The following is a 20,464-nucleotide window of genomic DNA, read 5'->3' as shown; positions in this document are numbered from 1 at the left end:
AGGGGTTAGTTCACATGCCGCACGTGATAACTCAGTCGTGCTGCAATGACGGGTCCTGCGTCTTCGCGTGTCCGGTCAATTGCATCCATCCGTCACCGGACGAACCGGGCTATGCCACATCGGAGATGCTGTATATCGATCCGGTCGCGTGCGTGGACTGCGGCGCGTGCGTGAGCGCCTGCCCTGTCGGCGCGATCGTTCCCGACAGCCGACTGGACATCCGGCAACTGCCGTTCGTCGAGATCAATGCGTCTTTCTACCCGGAGCGGCCGGCCGGTTCCAAGCTGCCGCCGACATCGAAACTTGCACCGGTGATCCCGGCCGCCGAGCTGCGTCCGCACCGCCATCCGCTGACGGTGGCGATTGTGGGCTCGGGCCCGGCGGCGATGTACGCCGCCGACGAGCTGCTCATTCAACACGATGTGTGGGTCAATGTCTTCGAAAAACTGCCGACGCCTTATGGTTTGGTGCGCGCGGGGGTGGCCCCCGATCACCAGCACACCAAGAAGGTCACCCAGCTGTTCGATCGGGTGATCGGCCACCGCCGGTTCCGGTTCTACCTCAACGTCGAAGTCGGCAAGCACGTGACGCACGCCGAGTTGTTGGCTCATCACCACGCCGTGCTGTACGCGGTCGGCGCCCCCGACGACCGGCGGCTCGAAGTCGACGGCATGGGAATGCCGGGCACTGGTACGGCCACCGAGCTGGTCGCCTGGATCAACGGTCACCCCGACTATGCCGGGCTGGCGGTCGATCTCAGCCACGAGCGGGTCGTGGTCATCGGCAACGGCAACGTCGCCCTCGATGTCGCACGCATGCTGACCGCCGACCCGGATGCTCTGGCGCGCAGCGACATTGCCGATCACGCCCTCAAGGCATTCCACAAGTCGGCGGTACGTGAGGTGGTGATCGCCGCGCGCCGTGGTCCGGTGCACGCGGCCTTCACCTTGCCCGAATTGATCGGGCTTACGGGTGTCGCCGACGTGGTGCTGGATCCCGAAGATCATCAGCGCGTGCGTCGGAACCTGGCGACGGTGTCGGACCCGTTGTGCAAGAAGAAGCTGGAGATCCTCAGCACGCTGGGCGACGGTTCGGCACCGGTGACGCGCCCACGCATCCGGCTGGCCTTCGAACTGACACCGCAGCGGGTGCTGGGCGGTCATCGGGCCAGCGGCGTGGAGTTCTCGGTCACCGGCACCGACGAGTTGCACCGGATCGACGCCGGCCTGGTGCTGACCTCGATCGGCTACCGCGGCAAGGCCATTGGTGATCTACCGTTCGACGAGTCGGCAGCCGTCGTCCCGAACGATGGCGGTCGCGTCATCGACCCCGGCACCGGCGAACCGGTCACCGGCGCCTATGTCGCCGGCTGGATCAAACGCGGGCCGACCGGTTTCATCGGCACCAACAAGTCGTGCTCCTTCGAGACCGTTCAAGCGCTGGTCGCCGACTTTAACACGGGCAAACTGACCGACCCGGTGGCCAAGCCGGCGGACCTGGCCGAACTGATCGCCGCCCGCCAACCCGACGTCGTCGATTCCGCGGGCTGGCGCGCCATCGACTCCGCCGAAGTTGTGCGCGGCGCTATCGCCGGCCGCCCACGCAACAAGTTCAGCGACACCGCCGAGATGCTTGCCGTCGCGGCCACCGCCCGGCAGGCGCCACCCAAGGGACGACGCCTGCTGGCGCGGCTGCGCGACCTGGTTTAGCCGGCCTGGGCGGACATCGCCTCGCGCAATTCCTCCATGCTGACTTCGCGCACCGGCTGACCCAGCGACCAGTTGTGTCCGAAGGGATCGGCGAGCACGCCGTAGCGGTCACCCCAGAACTGGTCCTCCAGCGGCATGACAACCGTAGCTCCGGCATCGATCGCGCGTTGAAACTTGGTCTCGACGTCGGTGACCGTGAGGTGGATGGTGACCGGCGTGCCCCCGAGCGCCTTCGGCGTCATCGACTGGCCGTTGCACATCTCCGGGAAGTCGTCGTTGAGCATCACCGTGAAGCCGTTGATTTGCACCGCGGCATGGATGAGCCTTCCGTCCGGGCCGGGCACCCGGCCCATCTCGACGGCGTCGAACGCCTTGACGTAGAAGTCGATCGCAGCCGCGGCATTGTCGACCACGAGGTGCGGGGACAGTGCGGGTTCGACGTTGATGGCCATCATCACTCCTCTGTTGTTGGTGGTGCCCGCCCAGGGCTCACGAGTACTGACTGGGGCCGGCCGCATTTCTCATCGCGGACCGGCACTCGGCCGTACACCGGGGACGGTAGACCCACCCACCGACAGGCGGCAGATCACTCATCTCGGCGGGCATTGTGCAGCGATATGGCGGCTGATACAGTCGTCTCGACTAATGATGAGACAGCTGTCGCATCAACTGTCTCGATACCGATCGTGAAGGAGTTCGCGTGAGTGGGACGACGCTGACGATTCACCGCACGCTGGACGCGCGCCAGCGCGATGTGCGTGAGCGGCTGCTGGAGGCTGCGCGCCAGCTGATCCGCGAACACGGTCACGAGGTGGTGCGGATGGAGCAGATCGCCGGGGCGGCCGGGGTTTCCAGGGCCACCACATACCGCTATTTCGCCTCGAAGGAACACGTGGTCTGCGAAGCGGCCCTGGCCTGGGGGCGGCAGGTTGCCCAGCGCATTCCGCAAGCGATCGCCTCAGCGGGGCCAGCGGCGGCCATCGACGTGGCCATCGAGCAGGTGGTGCGGGAAGCGGCGTCGGATCTGGCGATGGTCCGTGCCACCATGGCCTCGGTCCTGGCCCAGGGTCCAGTCGCCGAGCAGTTCCGCATGGGTGTGCGTCAGATGTTCCTGGACCTCGTCGGCGGTGCGGTCGACGACGCGCCGCCGACGCTGTCCCTCGACCCGGCGCTGACGGTGCTGGGGCGGGTTTTCTTCGCCGATCTGGCGTTGCTCGGAGTCGGCGACATCACCGTCGAACAATGCATCACCGAGCTTCGGCTGGCCGCGTCGCGCCTGCTGCCGTTCCGGGACCACCAGGAGGAACAATGAATCAAACAGCGCTGCAACCGGTTTGGGACTGGATGCGGGATACCCTCGGGGTTGGGTTCTTCGAATTCCCGTTATATTTCCTGCCCGTCGTCGTCGCGGTCGTCCTGGTGACCGGCGTCATCTACTCGATCTTCGACATCGCTGTCTATCAACGGATCTCGGCAAGAGTGGCTACCAAACTCGGCCTGCGCATCATGTCGACATATGTCGGCGCCGCGGTCGCGTTCTTTGTGCTGCACCGCGTGTTTCGGCCATGGGTCGCCGAGGTTCCCATCGCGGCGCCCACCCTGGTCGCCTTCGTCACTCAGCTTGTCTGCTTCATGGTTATCGGTGAGTTCCTGACCTACTGGTGGCACCGGCTGGAGCACGGCAGCCGCTGGGTTTTCCAGAAGGTGCACTTCATGCATCATCGCGTCCAGTCGCCACTGACCATCTGGACCAACTTCGTCGTGCATCCCGTCGAGGGTTTGATGGTGATGCTGTGCCTCTACGTTCCGCCGTTGGTCGTCGGGGCACACCCGCTGGTGGTGGTCGCGTACGCGGTGTTGAACACGACGGCCATGGTGATCACGCACAGCGGATACGACATGAAGCTCTACCCGCGCTGGCTGCTGCCCGCGGCGTCCGGTCACGAACTGCACCACTGCGAGAAGCGGCCCACTAACCTATCGGTGGTAATGACCTACGGCGACAAGCTGTTTGGCACCTACAAGCGGCCGATGGCGGTAGTTACGCAGAAGTGACCACGTGGTCCCAGCCCGAAACGGACTCCGGGCTACGCGGACCCGGGCCGACGTAGATCGCCGATGGGCGCACCAGCTTGCCGAGGCGCTTCTGTTCCAGGATGTGTGCACACCATCCGGCGGTGCGTCCACAGGTGAACATGGCCGGCATCATGCTGGCCGGCACCCCGGCGAAGTCCAGGATGACCGCGGCCCAGAACTCGACGTTGGTCTCGATCGCGCGGTCCGGACGTCGCTCCCGCAACTCGGCCAGGGCGGCCTGCTCGACGGCGGCAGCGACCTCGTAGCGCGGCGCGCCCAGCCGCTTGGCGGTCGCCCGCAGCACCCGGGCGCGCGGGTCTTCGGCGCGATAAACCCGGTGCCCGAAGCCCATCAGCTTCTCTTTACGGTCCAAGATGCCCTTGACCAGACCGCGGGCATCGTCGGTGCGCTCCACCTCTTCGATCATCGGCAGCACACGTGCCGGAGCCCCGCCGTGCAGCGGGCCGCTCATCGCCCCGATCGCCCCGGACAGGGCCGCGGCCACGTCGGCACCGGTCGAGGCGATCACCCGCGCGGTGAAGGTCGAGGCGTTCATCCCGTGCTCGGCCGCCGACACCCAGTAGGCGTCGATCGCCTCGATGTGCTTGGGGTTCGGCTCACCCTTCCAGCGGGTCATGAAACGTGCTGTCACGGTGGGACACTCGTCGATCATGCGCTGCGGGACGGCGGGCTGGTAAATGCCGCGTCCGGACTGCGCGACATAGGACAGCGCCATCACCGAAGCGCGGGCGAGCTGGTCGCGGGCAGTGGGTTCGTTGGTGTCCAGCAACGGCTTGTAACCCCAGATGGGTGCCAGCATGGCCAGGCCGGCCTGCACGTCGACCCGCACATCGCCGGTGTGGATCGGCAACGGGAACGGCTCGGCCGGCGGCAAGCCGCGACCAAAATCACCGTCGACCAAAAGCGCCCACACATCGCCGAACGTGACGCCGCGACCTATCAAGTCCTCGATGTCGACGCCCCGATAGCGCAGCGCGCCGCCGTCCTTGTCGGGCTCGGCGATCTTGGTGGTGAACGCCACCACGCCTTCCAGGCCTGGGACAAAATCCTCCGGGACCACAGTCATGGGCAGATTGTTGCACCCGGCCCTGGAGCGTCTGCTACCGGCCGGTAACCGACCGCCGAGTAGCGTAGGGACGGTGACGGGACCTGACGCGCGCCACCTGGCCGGGATGCGGGTCGAGTACGGATCCGTCGAGAAAGACGGCAGCCCCGACCTCGACGCGGACTGGCTGGCCCACGGCTGGCTTGCGCTGTTCCGGGCCTGGATGGCCGACGCCGAGCGGGCCGGCATCGCCGAACCCAACGCCATGGTGCTGGCCACCGTCGCAGAAGGCAGACCCGTCAGCCGCACGGTGTTGTGCAAGAACGCGGACGAAACCGGCATCACGTTTTTCACCAACTACGACTCGGCCAAGGGGCTCGAGCTGGCGGCGACGCCGTACGCGGCGGTGACCTTTCCGTGGTACCTGCTCGGCCGCCAGATACATATCCGGGGACCGGTCAGCCGGGTCGATCGTCAGGTCACCGAGGACTACTGGTCCAAGCGTCCGCGGGGCTCGCAGCTGGGTGCCTGGGCGTCACACCAGTCCCGGGTGATCGCCTCACGCGCGGCGCTACTCGAGCAACTGGCCGAGGTGACCGCTCGCTTCGCCGACTCCGAGCAGGTGCCGGTGCCGCCGAACTGGGGTGGCTATATGATCGCCCCCGAGGTCGTGGAGTTCTGGCAGGGCCGGGAAGACCGGGTGCACAACCGGATTCGGGTGATCGGTGGCCAGGTAGAGCGCCTGCAGCCCTGACCCTCGGTCCGCACCGGCGGCCACTACCCTCGTCGGGGATGTCTCTCTTCGCGGATACCACTCCGCTGCGCACACCCGATTTCCGCAGGCTCTGGATCGCCGGCATTCCGACCGTCATCGGTGCCAATCTGACGATCTTCGCGGTTCCCGTGCAGATCTACGCGCTGACCCAGAACTCGGGCTATGTCGGTCTGGCGGGGTTGTTCTCGCTGCTTCCGCTGGTGGTGTTCGGCCTGCTGGGTGGCGCCTGGGCGGACGCCATGGATCGGCGGACGTTGTTGATCATCGCCTCCTGCGGGCTGGCGCTGGCGTCCCTGCTGTTGTGGTTGCAGGCCGTGCTGAAGGTGAACGACGTGTGGGTGGTGCTCTGCCTGCTGGCGGTTCAGCAGGCGTTCTTCGCCGTCAACTCACCCGCGCGCTCCGCGGCGATCCCGCGCATGGTGCCCGGCGAACAACTGCCGGCCGCTAACGCGCTGAACATGACCGTGGGCCAGTTCGGTGCGATCGCCGGCCCCTTGCTGGCCGGGGTGCTGCTGAACTGGGTGGACCTGTCCACGTTGTACCTGCTCGACGCGCTGACGTGCCTGTTGCCGATCTGGGCGACCGTGCGGCTGACACCGATGCCTGCTGTGGAGTCCGACGAGGGCAGGCGGTGGGGGATTGGTGCGGTGCTGGAGGGCTTCCGCTACCTGGCCGGCAACACGGTGGTGTTGATGTCGTTCGTCGTCGATCTAATCGCGATGATTCTGGGCATGCCGCGGGCGTTGTTCCCCCAGATGGCGCATCAGAGCTTCGGTGGTCCGATCGAAGGTGGCTCGGCGATGGCGCTGTTGTCGGCGGCCATTGCCGTCGGCGCGGTAGCCGGCGGGGTGTTCTCCGGGTGGCTCCCCAGAATTCGGCGGCAGGGTCTGACCATCGTCGTCGCGATCGTGGCGTGGGGTCTGGCGATGGTGGGTTTTGGACTGGTCAGCGGCATGGCGCACGGTCGCGCGGGCCCAATATTGTGGATTGCATTGGCGTTCTTGGCATTTGGTGGTGCAGCGGACATGGTGTCCGCTGCGTTCCGGTCCACGATCTTGCAGACGGCAGCCTCCGACGATGTCATCGGACGGTTGCAAGGCGTATTTGCCGTGGTGGTCGGCGGCGGTCCGCGGCTGGCCGACACATTGCACGGTGCCGCCGCTGCCGTCGTGGGTACCTCGGCGGCCGCGGCCGGTGGTGGAGTGCTGGTCGTGATCGGGGAGGTGGTGGCGGCGCTCATTGCGCCGGCTTTCATCCGTTATCGGGGACCGGGCTCGCCTGCCTAGCGGTGAGCTCGTCGAAGCGGGCGAGCGCTGCGCCGAGGTCTGGTTCGTCGAACATCTCGTTGCGGCTGATCATCTCGTCGATGACGGTGTAGACGTTGATTGCCCGCCACTCGACGTCGGAGCCGTCACCGTCCGTGCCCCGCGCGGTGTGAGTGACGACCGCCCCCGAGTCGTTCAGCCGGTGCACGGCTTCCATATGGATGCTGATTTCGGGCATCTGCTCCCAGAGGGCATTGATGGATGCGGGCAAGTCGTGCTCTTCGATGCTGACGACTCGCCGATGGTCGATGTAGGTCCAGCCCGGTGTCATTGCGGGCAATTCGTGTCGGTTGAATCCGGCGTACAAGCGGGCGATGACTGACCATGCGTGCGCGTGGGCGGCAGCTTCGCCTGCCAGGTAGCGCGCGTCCAGCTCTTCGAACGCGGCGTCCATGTCGTCGGGGCTGAAGGTGACTACCGCCACGACCCGCTCGTCCGCGTCGATCTCCAAGACGCCGAGCACCTCGGTGAAGAACTCGTCCGTTCCCGTATCGCGGCCTGTGTAGCGTGCTCGCCCGAGGATGAGGCGCTGCCCTCGGGTGGCAAGGACGGTCGTCGTGACAATCCTTGTCCCGAGGTCCGCGGTCGCTTGCATGTCCGCGATCGCTGTGTCACGACCCTGCCGGATCCCGGAATTCACCACCCGCTGGCGATCCTCCATCCGGATGTTTTCGGTCATCATCTGTGCCGCCGCGGGCCAGTCGCGAGCGGCGAAATATGCTGCGAGGCGGTCATTCGCCCGACTTGCCGCGTTCTGCAGTTGCGGTGTCTGCGGCTGCAACCGCGCGAGACGGGCTAGCGCTGTGTCGAGGTCAGTTTCGTCGAACATTTCGCAGCTAGCGATCAGGCCGTTGTTGACAGTAAAGACGACAAGCATCCGCCACTCGCCATCGAAGCCATCGCGCGAAGTCCCTTTGGCAATATGAGTTATCACCGCACCGATGTCGGTCAGTTGGTGAACGGCCTCTACGTAGACGGTGGTATCCGTCAATTGCTCAAACGTGGCTTGCAAGTATGACGTGAGGTCATGGGGCCCGATCATGCTGAGTGAGCGATGGTCGACCTCTAAGCAGTCGGTTGCCACCACGGGGATTTCACGCCGGTTGAGATTGGCATATGCCCGAGCGATCACCAACCACGTTTGCGCGTGAGCCGCCGCCTCGCCGGCCAGGTAACGGGCGTCGAGTTCCGCTAGGGCGGCGCCGATGTCGTCGATATCGAATATTGCGAGCGCGGTGATCTGGTTGTCGTCGTTGCTCTGGACGATGTGCAGTAGATCGGTGTGGAAGGCGCCGGGTCCTTGATCCTGGCCCGACATTCGAGATCGGCTCAGGGCGAGATGATCTCCGCGGGCTGCGATAACCGTGGAGGCCATATCGGTAATGGCGACGTCGGCCGATTCCTGTCCATTGCCGAGGTCGGTATATCCAGACATCATCTGCCGCATCACCACATCTCGACCTCGCTCGCCTCCAGCTCCTACCACCTGACGGCGATCGTCGGTGCGGATGTCTTCGTCCAGCAGGTCGGTCATGGCAGCCCAGTCACGGGTAACGAAGCTGGTGCGGAACCGCTCGGCCAACCGGCTGGCGGCATTGTCCAGCCGCCTTGTCGGGAAGTGCAATTCGTCGAGCCGCGCGAGAGCGGCCCCGATGTCGTTGTCGTCGAAGACCTCTGCGTGGCCGAGTAGATCACCGTCGAATGTGAGGACGGCGAGGGACCGCCACTCGGCGTCGAAACCCTCCCGCGAAGTCCTTGCGCTGCATACGTGAGGACCACTCCGAAGTCCGTTAGTCGATGCACGGCCTCGATGTAGAACGTGAGCTCAGGCATCAGGTTCAACGCGGACTGGAGATAGCTGATCAATTCACCGGGCGCGAACGTGGTGCCGTGCCGTTGGTCAAGGCTCGTGAAGTCTCGCGTAGTGGATGGCAACACGTGTCGCCTCAGCGCGGCGATGCAATTCGTGGTGAGCGACCAGGTGTGCGCGTGCAAGGCGGCTTCACCCGCGAGGTAGCGGGCATCGAGTTCGGTGAACGCGGCGTCGATGTGGTCGAGGTCAAATGAAACCGCTGCAACAAGTTGTTCATTGGAGTTGAGTTCGAAGATTCCCAGTACGTCTGACGAAAATGTCTCCGTCCCGGAACTGCGGCCTGAGTAGGTGGCGCGCAAGAGGGCCAGCCGTGTCCCGCGCGTTGCAATGACGGTCGACGTCACGTCCATGGCGGGCATTCGTGTGGCCCGCATGTCAGCGAATAAGGCGTACTTACCTTGTCGGACGCCAGCGCCTACGACACGGCGTTGGTCATCGGTAGAGATGTCGTCGGTCATGATTTCCGCGATGGCAGCCAAGTCGCCTGTCGCAATGTGTTGCAAGTAGCGCTTGGCAGCTCGGGTTGCCAGGTTCTGCGGCCGACATGGATGCAGTTCGTCGAATCTCTTCAGAGCGATGTCGAGGTCTGCCTCGTCGAATAGCTCGAAACGATTCACCATTTCGCCGTCGACCGTTGAAACGACGACTCCCCGCCACTCGCCCTCGAAGCCGTCGTGCGAAGTTCCCTGGGCTGTATAGCCGACCACCGCGCCGAGATTGCTCAGCCGGTGCACGGTCTCGACGTAGGGTCGAACATGCTGATCTAGATCCCACCCGGCGCGCATGTACGTGACCATCTCGCCGGGCGCGAACGCTGTCACCCGGCGATGGTCAACCGCTACAAGATCGGCTGCCAGACAGGGGAGTTCGTCGAGCCCGATAGATGCATAACTTCCCACGATGACCCGCCAGGTGTCGGCGTACGGTGCCGCCTCGCCGGCCAGGTACCGGGCTTCCAGTTCTTCCAAAGCCGCGGCGAAGTCGTCGGGATTGAACGCTACCTGCGCCGCAATACCCCCGTCTGCGCCGATTTCGGCCACGAGGAGCATCTCAACGCTGAACCCTCCCTGCCGCGGATCGCGGTTGGGAGAACAGATCCGGGTGAGAACGAGGCGTTCCCCGCGGGTGGCAATCACGTCCGTGGTCGTCGGCGCTTCCTCCGTGAAAGCCTTCAGGTTCGCGATCACGGGATCGCGGCCCACCCACAAGCCGGAATTCATGAGGTCATGACGATCGTCGATGAAGCTGTCCTCGGTCAGCATCTCGGCGATCGCGGCCCAATCGCGATGCCGGAAAAGCGCGAAGAAGCGGGCAACCGCCAGGCTTGCCGCATTGTGAAGTCGCAGCGACTGATGCCCGAGCTGATCGAAAATGGCAAGCGCGACGTCGAGTTCTGCCTCATCGAAGATCTCGAAGCGCTTGACGCGGTCGCCATCGACGAGCTGCAGATCGACGCTGCGCCACTCGGCGTTGAAACCCTGCGACGAAACGCTCTGTGCCACATGGGTGCACACCGCTCCTCGCCCACTGAGTCGATGTACCGTCTCCAGGTAGATCCGGACGTTGCGGTCGTGGTTCACCGCATCGCGGAGGAACGGGATCAGGTCGCCGGGCGCGAAGGTCGCCGCACCCCGGCGGTGGTCGACGCTGACGCAGTCTGTCATGGTCGCAGGTGTCTCGCCCCGGTTGAGCGCGGCGGGACCGGCAATGATCACGGCCCACGTGTGTGCGTGGGCGGCGGCTTCGCCGGACAGGTACCGGCGATCGAGTTCGGTGACTGCGGCATCGAAATCCTCAAGGTCGAACACCACACGTGCCGTGACTCGTTCGGCGGCATCGACTTCGACGACGTCCAGCACATCGATGCCGAAAGCATCTGTATCTCCGTCGCGGAACGAGGATTGGACGCGGTTCATGGCGAGCCTTCCTCCGCGGACCGCCATCGTGTCGGGAACCATGCTCTTGACGCCAGCTCTGGCCACTACCGAGATTTCGGTCATCACGGCGTTGCGGCCCCGTCGACGTCCCGAGCCCACCACCTTCCGGCGGTCATCCTGGATGATGTCGTCGGCCAGCGCCTCGGCGACGGCGGCCCAGTCGCCGGCGACGAAATACGACGCGACGCGTCGGCTTACGACGCTCGCTGCGTTCTCGAGCTTGTACGGCTGAGGCTCCCCGAAACGGCTTTGTGCGGCATCGAGTTCGGCGTATGCGGCGTCGATGTCCGCGAGGTCGAATGACACTTGCAGCGCCAACCGGCCGTCCTTATTGATGCCGTAGACCAACAGGAATTCGTCCGTCGGTGCTCCGGGGCTGATGTCAGTACTCCTCGCCGTCAGGCGAGCGAGCGCCAGCCGCTCACCGCGCACAGCCAATACCAGGTGGTCGAATCGTATGGCGCCCCGCTCGAGCATGCGTCTCTGTACGTCGGTCCAGTTCGCCGCCGGGAGGTCGGCCTGCGTGAATCGCACAATCTTGCGGCGACTTTCGACGTATACCCCCGGCGCGAAGAGCCGTTCGAACTCGTCCCAGTCTTCGTACTGGATCGCAGCCGCGAGGCGTTTGCCCACCTGCACGCACGCGTTCTCCAAGGCTTCGCTCGGCGGTTCCGGCAGTGTCATTGACGGTCTGAAGGCACGTTCGCCGATAACCGCGCGGGCCATCTCGGCCAGTACAGCGGCCCCCTTCTGTTCGTACAGGCTCGCCGCTTGGGCTCCGGCGGCACGTGCCGCCACGGCATCACCGGCGGCGTCCAGAACCGTTGCCAGGCCAAGACATGCGTCGGCGTGGTCGACGAGCAAGTCGGTGCGTTCGGCGAGGCGGACCGCGTCCTTGGCGACCCGTCGGGCCTCATCGTGTTCGTGACGGCGTGACAATAGGTGTCCGCGCAGGGTGCGCCATGCGATCGAGGGCTTCAGTGCGTGACCCGCGAGACGTTCACTCTCGGCGCATAATTCGTCCGCCTCGGCGTCGCGATCGAGCATCAGGCAGGTCCGTCCGAGCAGCGCCGCCGTCTCGGCGGTGTCCGCGTCGAGGTGCATTCGCCGGAAACCGTTGTAGGCCTGACGAAGGTGCGGCTCGGCGCCGGCGGCATTGTCGGCGACGAGCTCGACGATGCCTGCGAACTGCTCGACCTCGAGCAGCGCGTGACGCAGGCCGAGCTCGGTGACCGTGCGCCTGGCCGAATCGATCATCCGCCGGGCCGCGGGCGCGCGACCACGGAAGGCCTCCAGCACGGCCTGACATCGCGTCGAGGTGGCCTCTACCGAGGGTGAGTCGGTCGTGATCCGCAGCAGCCGTACGACATCGAGGCACCGCCCACCGGCGCGCGGCACCGGGTTCGGTCCCCAGAGCGCCGCCAGTGGCGCATTGGCAAGGACGGCGTTCACCCGGCGGTGGTCACGTGCACGCCGCGCCGCCGTCAACGCCTCATCCAGTGCCGCCTCACAGTCACCGATACGGCCAAGGCGGGCAAGACATCCGGCGCGGACGGTGTGCGCCTTGGCTTCGCCGGCGGCATCATCCAAGTCGGCGAGTTCCTCGGCGGCCGTACTCAGCGCTACCTCGATTTCGTCGAGTCGATCAGGGTGAATCAGCATTGACAGCTGGCCATCGAAACACGTCGCCCATGCGCGCAGTCGGGCCGAATTGATCGTTGCCCGGTGCAATTGGGTGACGGCTCCGGCGGCCGACGTCACGTCACCCGCGGCGAGCAGCGCCTCGCAGCGGGCGACAAGCAATGCCGTGGCGTGATCCGCCCGATCGGACAACTCATCGTCGAGCTCTTCCAGCGCGTGCAGAGCACGGTCGTACAGGTCGGCCGCGCCCTCATAGGCCAGGCGGGCCATCGCCTGGTCCGCGGCGCGACGACAGTGCTCGACGGCCTTGGCCGCGTTGCCGGCCCAGGCGCATTCGAAGTAGTGGTGCGCGAGTTCCGCCAGTAGCTCGTCCTGCGCGCCAGGCAAGGCCTCCAGCGTCGTGGCGATCCGCTGGTGTAGCCGCATCCGGCGTACCGACGCGAGCTCGGCCAACAGCGACTGACGGACGATAGCGTGGTTGAATCGGTAACGGCCACCGTGCTCTTCGAGCACCAGTCCGGCTTGGCGGGCCTCGTCGAACGCGTCGACGAGGTCGCTGCCGATCACCTCTTCGACCAGTTGCAGCCCGAAGCGGCTGCCGACGACCGCAGCCGCGGACAGGGCCGTGTTGGCCTCCGGGGAAAGCCGAGAGAGCCTGCGGCTCACCGCCTCTCGCACACCCTGCGGTAGGGTGCTCTGATCCCACACACCGCCGCTTTCATCGACGTGGCGCAGGGCCTCGATCAAAAAGAACGGGTTTCCGCCCGTAACCGAAGCCAACGCATGCGCCAGTTCTTCGTCGTCGTAGCCGGCCTCGGTGACGTACGCGGTCACATCGTCTGCGTCGAGTCCGTTGAGGTGCACGCGGTCGGCCGTACCGTCACGGTGCAAATCAGCCAGCATCGCCGCCAGTGGGTGGGAGCGATCCAGATCAGTGCTGCGGTAGGTACCGACGACCTGCACCCGGGTGCGGTCGCCGAAGCGCAGCAGATGCCGCAAGAGGAGCAGCGTCGGTTTGGCCGCCCAATGCAGGTCATCAAGAACCAGAACGACCTGCGAAGCGGCGGAGGCGATTTCGAGCAGCGCGACGACCGCGTCGAACAACGCGTAGCGTTCGGTGTCGGGATCGGCGCGGGCAGGCGAGGCCAAATCCGGTACGACGTCCGGCAATCCGGGGACCAACGGCAGGAGTGCTTCCACGCCGCGCAACCCTCGCAGCCGGTCCGCGCCGACGCACGGCACCAGGGCACGCAGGGATTCCGCGAAGGGTTGATAGGGCGCGCCGAGGTCCTAGTCGCACCGGCCGTAGAGCACGGTCGCGCCCTGGGCGTAGGCCCGTTGGGACCATTCGCCGGCCAGGCGTGTCTTGCCGACGCCCGGTTCGCCAGCGATGAGGACCGCATGCGCACCAGCAATCTGCCCAGCGGAAACTAGGTGTTCCAGTTCCGGACCGCGGCCGACGAATGGCCCGGGTCCGATCAACACGGGTGGCAGGGCGGGCCGCTCTATCGGCGCGTCGGAAATGGTTTCCTCGCAGCGATCGAGGTCCAGCCGAAGTTCGAAAACGTGCTCCGGTCGCGCCAGATTGCGTAGCTGGCGCATGCCGAGGTCGGTTAGCGCCACGTCCTCTGGCAGTGAGTCGACGACGAGTTCCGCGCTGGCACCCGAGCACAGAATCTGCCCACCTACCGCCAGCGACCGCAGTCGGGCGGCGCGGTTGACCGCCCGACCGAAGTAGTCGCCGTCGCGGAGTTCGACTTCTCCGGTGTGCAATGCCACCCGGATCCGCAGGGGCTCGGCCAGCGCCCACGGCTCGTGGGCGATAGCTTCCTGCAGTTCGATCGCGGCGGCTGCCGCCGCTGATGGGCGGTCGAACACTGAGAACGTGGCATCGCCCTCGCCGCGCGTCTTGATCAAACGTCCGCCGCGTGCGGTGACGACTTGTTCGACCAGTTCGTCGTGTCGGGCCAGTGCTAGTGCCATCGCGTCGGGTTGTGCCTCCCAGGCAGCGGTTGACCCTTCGATGTCGGTCAGCAGGAACGTCACCGTCCGCGGCACCGCTGAAGAGTGCTGCGTCGCGAGGATCTCCAGGGCGGGATCCTGAGCAACGATCGCAGCTTCGAGGCGCCGGAGGTTGGGCCCGGGGTCGACTCCCAACTCATCGGCCAGCAACGCGCGCGCTCTCTGGAAGGCGCCTAGTGCTTCGCCCTGCCGCCCGGCCCGGTACAGCGCCAACATCAGATGTGCCCAACGCCTCTCGCGCAGCGGTGCTTCCGCCACCGCGGCCTCGAGCTCGCCGACGATCTCCGCGGCACGGCCGGTCGCGAGCAGCGCATCGGCACGGTCCTCCACCAGTGCGGCGTGGGCCTCGATCCATCGCGTCTTCTCGGCCGTTCCCCGTGGGCTATCGGGCAGTTCCGGGATTGCGCGCCACAGCGCCACGGCTTCATCGAAGTGGGTAACCGCTTGCCGGATGTCACCGGCGGCGACGGCCTCGCGTCCCTTGCGTGCGGCCGCTCGGTGCCGTACGGCGTCGATCTCGCTGCCCAAAAGGATCCATCCCGCCCCTTCGGTTAACACGAAGCCGTCGCCCAAGATGCGGCGCAACAGGGAGATGTGCGTCTGCAGGGCCTTCGCGGCGGTGCGTGGGGGATTTTCACCCCAGAGCATCTCGGCGAGCGATTCAGCCGAAACCACCGAGCCGCCGTGCAGGCCGAGCATGGTGAGGAGGGCCCGCGGCTTGGCGCCCGGTATTGAAACGGGCGCGCCGCGTTGCCGAACTTGGAGAGGTCCCAAAACCCCCAGTTCCACGTCTTGAAGGGTAACCACGTCCGCAATCGTCGGGGAAAAGATTCAACGCACAGTCAAGGTCGAGTAAAAGTGCCATAATCCCGGCCATAGCGAAATCGGATCGGATTACGTAGGCACTTACTGCAGTCTCATCCCGAGATTCGGGCCACCCTCAAGGTGCCGGCGAGCTACTTGCCGGTTTCGCCTGGACAGCGGGGAGGGGACGAATGTGTCTCACGTGAAAGTTGTGCCCGATGTGGTGGTCGCCGCGGTAGCGGATCTGGAAACTCTGGCGGATACGGTCGACGCGGCCCATCTCGCAACGGCGCCGATGACTCTTACAGTTGCACCGGCGGCCGCCGACGAGGTGTCGGTGAACATCGCGCACCTGTTCTCCGGCCACGCCCAGGACTATTTCGCGACGGCGCGGCAGGCCGCAGCGTATCAGGAGCAATTCGCTCAAACTCTGAGTACAAGCGCGATGACCTATGCCAGCGCCGAAAGTGTCAACGGCGCGTTGCTGCAGGGCTTCGAGGCGTTTTTTCAGCAGGGGCAAAACGCCATTCTCAACGCATTGACCGCGTACTTGGTCTGGTCAGAATCCTGGATAACGTTCGTACCCGGCCCCCTGCGAACCTACGTCTATGCCCCCATACTTCTGGCTTTGCTTGGTGCGCTCGGGCATGCGCTATTCGCAGCAATCGTTTTGGAGGCCATCGGGATGATTCCTGGGTAGCGCCCTTTGATCGTTTCCTGCGATATGCCCAGCACGTGAGCTGATCGCCAGTACGCTGCGGACGTGCGCTTGTCGTGGCCACTGGTGGGCCGCTCGAAGGAAATCAAGATCATCGAGGCTGCGCTCGCGGCTTCGGACGTTGCCGGGGTCGTTATTTTCGGTGTAGCCGGTGTGGGTAAGAGCCGGATCGCCCGGGACGCTTTAGCGGCGGCGGTCGCCCGGGGCTGCGAAGGCCGTTGGGTGGTCGGTACATCGACCGCGCGCGCGATACCGCTGGGGGCTTTCACCGAGTGGGCGCCAGCGGGGGTGAGCGGCACCCTGCCGCTGCTGCGCGGAGTGATCGACGCGGTGACCGCCGCCCCTCCCGGTGTCAGCGTGGTGCTGGCCGTTGACGACGTGCAGCTGCTCGACGACTTGTCGATCTTTGTCTTGCACCAGATCGTGCAGCGAGGCGGGACGAAGGTGATACTCACCGCCCGCGATGGCGACCCCATCTCTACTGCAGCACAGGAGATATGGACCCGTGGCGAATTCGACCGGCTAGACCTGCAACCGCTGACCCTCGACCAATCCGGGGCCCTGCTTTCGGCCGCCTTAGCCGGGCCAGTGGAACCCAGTGCAAACCAACGGCTTTGGGAACTCACTCGGGGCAATACGTTGTACCTGCGGAACATCGTCGAACAGGCAGTCGCCGACGGCCGACTCGCGCAGCGCCATGGATATTGGCGGTGGATCGGCGATCCCGAAATGCCTCCGGGCCTAGTCGAGCTGATCGAGTGTCGTATCGGAGCCCTGCCCACAGCGCTGAGCGACGTCGTCGACGCGGTGGCAGTGGCGGAACCCGTCGAATTGGGTTGTCTGAGACGTCTCGCCGAGCCGGCGGCTATCGAGGAGGCCGACACGCGTGCCCTGATCACCCTCGAGCCATCAGACGGTGGTGTCCAAGTGCGCCTGGCGCATCCGCTGTACGGCGAGGTGCGGCGACGGCGCGCCGCACCCACCCGCCTGCGCCGGTTGCGTGGACTGATCGCTGCCGAACTCGCTGCCGGCCACGATCTTGACGACATCCACCTCGTAGTGCGACGCGCGACGCTGATGCTGGACTCCGATTTGAACGCGGACGCGGAACTTATGGTGAGGGCGGCACACGGCGCCGTGTGGCTGGCGAACCTCCCACTTGCGGATCGTCTTGCCGATGCGGCGGTTCGGGCGGGAGCGGGAGTCGAGGCGAGTTTCATACGCGCACATGCACTGTCGTGGTCGGGCCGGGGGGACGAAGCCGACTCAGTACTGGCTGCGCTGGACCAAGGAATGTTGACGGAGACCGAGCGTGCCCAGCTTGCGTTCCTTCGGGCCAGCAACCTGCTGTGGGCACTCGGCGATCCCACGGGCGCCAAAGTGATCATCGACGAGGCATCGCACATCACCGCGCCGCAGGGCCGTCGCTACGTCGACGCGTTTCTCACCATCTACTGGTTCGCCACCGATCAGCCGGAGCGCGCGGAGCAAGCGTCGAAAAGCCTCGTCCTGGAAGAACTTCCCGCCGTCGTCGGCGCCGAGATCGCCTGGGTACTTGCCACCATCGCCGCCGATGCCGGACGCACCACGGACGCCGTCGCGGTGGCGGAGTCGGGGTATCGCGCGGTCGCGCGCTCACTTGATCCGCCGCACATGGGTTTCAACATCGCCGATTCACACGTCACCGCGCTCATGCTGTCCGGGCGTATTGCCGAGGTCTTCGATGTCGCCGAGGAGGTGCGTCGCCAGGCGGCCGACCTGCCAGGGGCGGCTCAATTGCTCGGCGCTGCGGTCGCCGGTCGCGCTGCCCTGGCCGGCGGGCAGCTGAACTCCGCGAGCGAGTGGCTCCAACAGACAGCGGTGGGTCTGTCCGCTACGCATGCCCTGGGTTGGGGGTACCGCTATCAGATCTCGCTTGCGATGGCGCTCGGAATGCGCGGCTCCCTGGCCGAGGCAACCGACATCCTGGATGCCATCGACGAGCAGCAACGCCCGTTCCGCTCGCTGGCTTATGAACGGACTTTGGCCCGGGCGTGGGTGTGCGCTGGACGGGGTGCCGTCAGCCAAGCCATCGCGAATTTGTCCGTCGGCGCTGAAAATGCCCGCGCGAAGGGGCAATTCGCTGCCGAGGTGCTGTGCCTACAGACCGCTGCGCAGTTCGGTGACCGGTCCGGGACGGCCAGGTTACGGGAGCTCGAGCGAGTCGTGGAAGGACCGCGCGCTGGTCTCGCGGCGCGCTTTTCAGCTGCTTTGGCCGACGGTGATGGCGCTCAATTGAACGAGATCTCAACGGCATTCGAGTCGATGGGCGATATAGTCGCGGCCCTTGATGCCGCCGCCCACGCCGCCACTGTGTATCGCTCCCAGGGTTTACGGGGGTCGGCCCTGGGATGCGCAACCCGTGCCGGAGTGCTGGCCGAGCAATGCGGAGGGATCACGACTCCGGCGCTACGCCAGGTCAGTGAGCCCGTGCCGTTCACGGATCGCGAACGCGAGATTGTCATGCTGCTCGGGGAGGGGCTGTCCAACCGCGCCGTCGCTGAGCGGCTCACTCTGTCCGTTCGCACCGTGGAAAGCCACATCTATCGGGCGATGGCAAAGACCGGAACAACGACTCGCGAAGAGTTGGCTGCGCTGCTACCGCGCCGTGGGGCGTCCCGCGATGGCCTCACGGTCGGTCGTTGAGTTCGGTGCGGCCGAGACACATTCATTGAACGCCACTGCAGCCGTGGAAAACCATTGCTCCTCGGCCGATTCTGACGATTAAAGGCGCCCGATGTTGAACAGACCGGCCACGCCGGAGGCCATGTTCAGGAACCCTGAGGCGAACGCACTGTAATAGCCGATTGGTTGGCCAAGGATCGGCGCCGTGACGGTGGTGTTGAAGAAGCCCGAGACGCGACCGTTGAGGCCCGAGCCGCCGACGGCCAGGTTGGAGATTCCCGAGACGGCGTGGTTGATCACCCCGCCGCCTTTGGCGGTATTGAAGAGGCCGGATATTTGCTCTCCGGTGTTCCCGATGCCCGAGACCTTGTTTCCCGAATTGTTGAAGCCCGAGTTGGCCAGCCCGGTATCCGTCGACGAGCCGATCGCGGTGTTTGTGCTGCCTGAGTTCCACCAGCCGGTGTTTGTGTCGCCCGAGTTGCCGTCCCCGGTGTTGTAGTAGCCCGCATTCCAGGAACCGGAGTTGACATAGCCGGCGTTACCCGTGCCGGTGTTGTAACTGCCCGAGTTTGCGAAACCGGTGTTGACCGAACCGGAATTCCCGGCGCCGGTGTTGAGTACACCCGCATTGCCGATGCCGAAATTGCCCACTCCGGAATTGCCGATGCCGAAGTTATTGTGCATCCCGGGGAGTTCCGCGGGGTGCACTCCGCTGTTGAAGATGCCGACATTCCCAGTGCCCGAGTTGAAGAGGCCGACATTGTTGGTCCCGGAGTTCCCGAAACCGATGTTGCCATCACCCGAGTTCAGCAGGCCGAGCAGGTTCACGCCCACCTGGTTGTTGCCGGTGAGCCCGATTCCGATGTTGTTGTTCCCAGTGTTCCCGAAGCCGAAATTCCCATTGCCGGTATTGCCCGCCCCGGTGTTGAAACTCCCCGAATTTCCACCGCCACGGTTGCCGATGCCGGTGTTGCCGAGCCCGACGTTGTCGTTACCGGTGTTACCTATGCCGACATTGTTATTGCCCGGTTGAAAGGCACCGTTGCCGATGTTCCCGAAGCCGATGTTGCCGCTGCCGTAGTTGCCTGAACCAACGTTGCCGCTGCCGGTATTTCCGCTGCCGACGTTTCCGTCGCCGGCATTCCCACCCCCGAAATTCCGATTGCCGATGTTCCCGTTGCCCACGTTGCCGCTGCCGTTGTTTCCGCCGCCGAGATTCATCGTGCCCCTGTTCCCGAGGCCGAGATTCATCAGCGTCTCCTGCAGGCTGGCGGCGGGCAGAGATCGTGCGGCGGCAGCGTCGGCGCCGATGTAGGAATCCACGCCCGCAACCAAAGCCCGCACGAACTGTTGGTGGAAAGCAGCCGCCTGGGCACTCAGCACCTGGTAGACCCTGCCGTGCGTGGAGAACAACGCGGCGATGGCCGCCGACACCTCGTCGCCCCCAGCGGCCAGCACTGCCGTGGTAGGAGCGGTGACTGCGGTACTAGCTGCCGCGATCGCCGCTTCAAGCATCGCCAAATTCGATGCCGCGGCGCTGATCAACTCCGGTGCCGCGATCAGGTAGGACATGAGTACCCCCGCTATCAAGGTGGCTGAACATCGCGTAATCAGCCTCACGCGTGGCGGCGTCGCTTGTGTAAGTAGCGAACTACTTAATCGAGTGCCGGCCGACGCCGTCGCCAACAGCGCCATCACTTCGTCGCCGTTCAATCAGCCCGGCGGGCCGCTGCCCCACACGGCGTCATCCCTGGCTACCGGGATCGAGGAAGTCCCGACCGCCCCAATCGGTCGAGGATAGGCTGATGACCAGTGCGTTAACCCCAGTAACGGCTCCTCGGTCGCCCGGCGGGC

At 65.3% G+C, this 20,464-nt stretch carries 11 protein-coding genes and 1 pseudogene; 7 read left to right on the top strand and 5 right to left on the bottom strand.

What is annotated here, in order from left to right:
- Positions 1 to 14 precede the first annotated feature (14 nt).
- Positions 15 to 1,709: an FAD-dependent oxidoreductase gene (locus tag A5645_RS02795; RefSeq protein ID WP_065128407.1), complete on the top strand. Its 1,695-nt coding sequence runs from the start codon at positions 15 to 17 to the stop codon at positions 1,707 to 1,709.
- Here the strand turns inward: A5645_RS02795 and A5645_RS02790 are convergent.
- Positions 1,706 to 2,161, bottom strand: a complete 456-nt coding sequence (locus A5645_RS02790; protein ID WP_065035051.1) for a VOC family protein — start codon at positions 2,159 to 2,161, stop codon at positions 1,706 to 1,708. The two genes, A5645_RS02795 and A5645_RS02790, sit on opposite strands and share 4 nt — an antisense overlap.
- A 248-nt stretch (positions 2,162 to 2,409) precedes the next feature.
- Here A5645_RS02790 and A5645_RS02785 point away from each other — a divergent pair, with 248 nt between their 5' ends.
- A complete protein-coding gene (locus A5645_RS02785) occupies positions 2,410 to 3,021 on the top strand; it encodes a TetR/AcrR family transcriptional regulator (protein ID WP_065128406.1) in 612 nt (203 codons plus the stop codon).
- Positions 3,018 to 3,764, top strand: coding sequence for a sterol desaturase family protein (locus A5645_RS02780; protein ID WP_065128405.1), 747 nt, complete (start codon positions 3,018 to 3,020; stop codon positions 3,762 to 3,764). The genes A5645_RS02785 and A5645_RS02780 overlap by 4 nt, the downstream gene beginning before the upstream one ends.
- Here the strand turns inward: A5645_RS02780 and A5645_RS02775 are convergent.
- Positions 3,751 to 4,872 (bottom strand): citrate synthase 2, encoded by a 1,122-nt coding sequence (locus A5645_RS02775; protein ID WP_065035054.1) that lies wholly within the window; start codon positions 4,870 to 4,872, stop codon positions 3,751 to 3,753. The genes A5645_RS02780 and A5645_RS02775 overlap by 14 nt on opposite strands.
- A gap of 106 nt (positions 4,873 to 4,978) precedes the next feature.
- Between A5645_RS02775 and pdxH the strand changes: the two genes are divergently transcribed.
- Positions 4,979 to 5,605 (top strand): pyridoxamine 5'-phosphate oxidase, encoded by a 627-nt coding sequence (gene pdxH / locus A5645_RS02770; RefSeq protein WP_065128458.1) that lies wholly within the window; start codon positions 4,979 to 4,981, stop codon positions 5,603 to 5,605.
- Positions 5,606 to 5,643: 38 nt separating this feature from the next.
- The gene (locus A5645_RS02765) at positions 5,644 to 6,912 is read left to right on the top strand and encodes an MFS transporter (protein ID WP_065128404.1); all 1,269 of its coding nucleotides are present in this window, start codon (positions 5,644 to 5,646) and stop codon (positions 6,910 to 6,912) included.
- Here the strand turns inward: A5645_RS02765 and A5645_RS29380 are convergent.
- Positions 6,878 to 8,485, bottom strand: coding sequence for a hypothetical protein (locus A5645_RS29380; protein WP_065128403.1), 1,608 nt, complete (start codon positions 8,483 to 8,485; stop codon positions 6,878 to 6,880). The genes A5645_RS02765 and A5645_RS29380 overlap by 35 nt on opposite strands.
- 2,282 nt (positions 8,486 to 10,767) lie before the next feature.
- Positions 10,768 to 15,213, bottom strand: a pseudogene (locus tag A5645_RS29375) (ATP-binding protein); the annotation flags it as partial.
- Positions 15,214 to 15,430: 217 nt separating this feature from the next.
- On the opposite strand from A5645_RS29375, the gene A5645_RS02745 reads away from it, so the two are divergent.
- A complete protein-coding gene (locus tag A5645_RS02745; RefSeq protein WP_065128400.1) occupies positions 15,431 to 15,928 on the top strand; it encodes a PE family protein in 498 nt (165 codons plus the stop codon).
- Positions 15,929 to 15,991: 63 nt separating this feature from the next.
- Complete coding sequence (locus tag A5645_RS02740) at positions 15,992 to 18,631, top strand: helix-turn-helix transcriptional regulator (RefSeq protein WP_065128399.1); 2,640 nt, start codon at positions 15,992 to 15,994, stop codon at positions 18,629 to 18,631.
- Positions 18,632 to 18,709: 78 nt separating this feature from the next.
- Here A5645_RS02740 and A5645_RS02735 read toward each other — a convergent pair whose 3' ends face one another.
- Positions 18,710 to 20,182 (bottom strand): PE family protein, encoded by a 1,473-nt coding sequence (locus A5645_RS02735; RefSeq protein ID WP_065128398.1) that lies wholly within the window; start codon positions 20,180 to 20,182, stop codon positions 18,710 to 18,712.
- Positions 20,183 to 20,464 lie beyond the last annotated feature (282 nt).

It is taken from the genome of Mycobacterium asiaticum (genome assembly GCF_001673635.1).
GTDB classification, from domain to species: Bacteria; Actinomycetota; Actinomycetes; order Mycobacteriales; family Mycobacteriaceae; genus Mycobacterium; species Mycobacterium asiaticum_C.
This window is presented reverse-complemented; position numbering and strand designations above follow the sequence as displayed.